The sequence below is a fragment of the Rhizobium sp. P28RR-XV genome, assembly GCF_012641385.1.
Classification (GTDB): Bacteria; Pseudomonadota; Alphaproteobacteria; order Rhizobiales; family Rhizobiaceae; genus Rhizobium.
In genome coordinates, this window is the sequence record NZ_JABAIG010000040.1 from 1 (window position 1) to 2,561 (window position 2,561).

Below are 2,561 nucleotides of genomic sequence, written 5' to 3' on the forward strand. Positions count from 1 at the left end.
GTAAGCGCACAATTCCCCGCACCTATTCACTGAACAGCGAATGAAAGATTCTGTGTCCACAACGGAGACTGTGGACATAATGACATTGGATATCTTGAAGGGCTCAGGGGGGCTTCGGGCTGTGAAGGTTCTTTCCAACGGGAAGCGGCGTTTCGATCCCGTCGAGAAGGACCGGCTGATCGACGCGGCGATGAAGCCCGGCGTATCGGTTGCGCGCTTGGCACTGGCACACGGCATCAATGCCAATCAGTTACGCAACTGGGTGAATCTTCGCCGAGATCGGCAGGCCCAGGGTGCTTTGACGGTTGTTGCAGGGCAGGAAGCGTCGGCCTTTGTTCCGGTGGTCACTGCCTTGCCAATGGCGCAGCAGCCCGTCACGCCGGCTCGGCCATCATCGGCAGGCATGCGGCTGACGGTGTCTCTGCCGAATGGTGTGCGGCTTGAGCTTGAAGATGCGGATGAGCAGGCGCTGTCTGTGATGTTTGACGTTCTGGGGCGCTACAATGTTCCGGCTGGCTGACGATCTTCGTGTCTATCTTCACCGGGACCCGATTGACTTTCGTGCGGGGATCAACAGCCTGGCGATCCTGGTCGAGCAGTCGATGGGTCTGAGCCCGTTCGAGCGTGCTGTGTTCGTCTTTTGCAACCGCCGGCGCACCCGGATGAAGCTTTTGTTCTTCGAGCGGTCAGGGTTTGTGCTTGTCTTGAAAGCCTTGTCCGAAGACCGGTTTCGCTGGCCCCGCCGCGAGGCGCCGGTCGTGACGCTCGATACCGAGCAGTTGCGTTGGCTGCTTGACGGTATCGATCTCGACGCGATGGTGCGCCATCCTGTCCGGCAATATGAGTTTGTCGGCTGAAAGCTGTTGACGGAGCGGGGCGGCTCAGATTCAAAGCTACGATGACACGAGCCGGCACCCCGACCGTTGCGGAACTGATGGCGCTTCTGGCGGCAAATGCTGCCGAGAACGCCGCGTTGCGGGCTGAGAGAGACGCCCTTGAGCAGCGTGTCTTCAAGCTCGAGGAAGAACTGGCGCTTGCACAACTGCATCGTTTTGCGCCGCGCAGCGAAAAGCATATGGATCGCGTCTTCAATGAAGCCGAGAACGCCGCTCTCGAAGCCGATGCTGATGAGGGCTTGGCCGACTGTGACGAGACCGACGCCACTGAGCTTCCCGACACGGGATTGCCAGAGGTGGAAACGCCCGAAGGCCGCAAGCGCGGGCGTAAACCTCTTCCGGCAAGTTTGCCACGCCAACGCGTTGAATATGACCTTGCCGACGATCAGAAGACCTGTCCGTGCTGCCGCCATCCGTTGCATCGCATGGGCGAGCTCGTCACCGAGCAGCTTCATATCGAGGTGAAGGCCACGGTGCTGCAGAATGCTCGGGCCAAGTACGCTTGCCGCAACTGCGAGCGCACCGATATCCGTACGCCCGTTATCATCGCGCCGATGCCAGCACAGCCCTTGCCGGGCAGTATTGCCACGGCCTCGACACTGGCCTTCGCGCTCGTTCACAAATATGTCGATGGCACACCACTCTATCGTCTCGCACAGGCGTTCGAGCGCGCCGGCGTCCCTGTGAGCCGTGGCGCTCTTGGCCATTGGGTGATCAGATCCAGCGAGAAGCACCTCGTTCGCATCTACGATGCTCTGAAGCAGCGGCTCTTGTTGCAGAACGTCATTCACGGTGACGAGACCACGGTGCAGGTGCTGAAGGAAAAGGACAGGAAAGCAACTGACGAGTCCTACATCTGGGCCTATCGCAGCGGAAAGGATAGTGTCGAGCCGATTGTGCTGCTTGAATATCAGCCCGGTCGTGGGCAGGTGCATCCGCAGACTTTCCTTGGTGACTATCGCGGCATTCTGATGAGCGACGGCTATCAGGCTTGGCGAACCCTGAAGGGCGCAACGCATGTCGGGTGTATGGCTCACGCCAGGCGACGCTTCGTCAACGCCTTCAAGGCCGGGAAGAAACAAAGCGGGCCGCCCGCGCAGGCATTGAAGTTCTTCGACCAACTCTATCGGATTGAAAGGCAGGTGCGGGACGAAAAGCCGGATGACGGCGAAACGCAGGCCGATTGCATCCGGCGCTTGCGCCAGAAGCATAGCGTTCCAGTCCTTGATGCCCTGAAGGAGTGGCTCGACAGGATGGCCCCCAAGGTCGTGCCCGACACCAAACTTGGCGATGCGATCTCCTATACGCGCAACCAGTGGGAATATCTGACGCGCTACACCGAAGACGGCAGGATGCCGATAGACAACAATTTATTGGAACGCGATATCAGAGTTTTTGCAACCGGAAGAAAATCCTGGCTCTTCTGCGACACCATCGATGGAGCCAAGGCAAGCGCCGTTATCTACAGCCTCATGTTGACTTGCCGCGCCTGTGGCGTCGAGCCATTCGCCTGGTTGCGACACGTCTTCGCCGAACTGCCGCAGCGTCCCGACGGCGCGGATATAGACGATCTACTTCCGTTTAACTTTGCCAAATCCACTGCCACCTGACCCAGGGCGGTCGTCACAATCCACCCCGTCAACGCGCAGCGAAATGAGCGCTTAC

General features: G+C 59.2%; 3 protein-coding genes. All 3 read left to right on the forward strand.

The window, feature by feature from the left end:
- The first annotated feature begins 79 nt into the window (after positions 1-79).
- The 3 genes from tnpA to tnpC are packed head-to-tail and all read left to right on the forward strand — an operon-like array spanning position 80 to position 2,506.
- Positions 80-520: an IS66-like element accessory protein TnpA gene (gene tnpA / locus HGP12_RS33680; protein WP_246703668.1), complete on the forward strand. Its 441-nt coding sequence runs from the start codon at positions 80-82 to the stop codon at positions 518-520.
- Positions 504-857 (forward strand): IS66 family insertion sequence element accessory protein TnpB, encoded by a 354-nt coding sequence (gene tnpB / locus HGP12_RS33685; protein ID WP_018240906.1) that lies wholly within the window; start codon positions 504-506, stop codon positions 855-857. The genes tnpA and tnpB overlap by 17 nt, the downstream gene beginning before the upstream one ends.
- A 41-nt stretch (positions 858-898) precedes the next feature.
- Positions 899-2,506 (forward strand): IS66 family transposase, encoded by a 1,608-nt coding sequence (gene tnpC, locus HGP12_RS33690; protein WP_168880243.1) that lies wholly within the window; start codon positions 899-901, stop codon positions 2,504-2,506.
- The last annotated feature ends 55 nt before the right edge of the window (positions 2,507-2,561 follow it).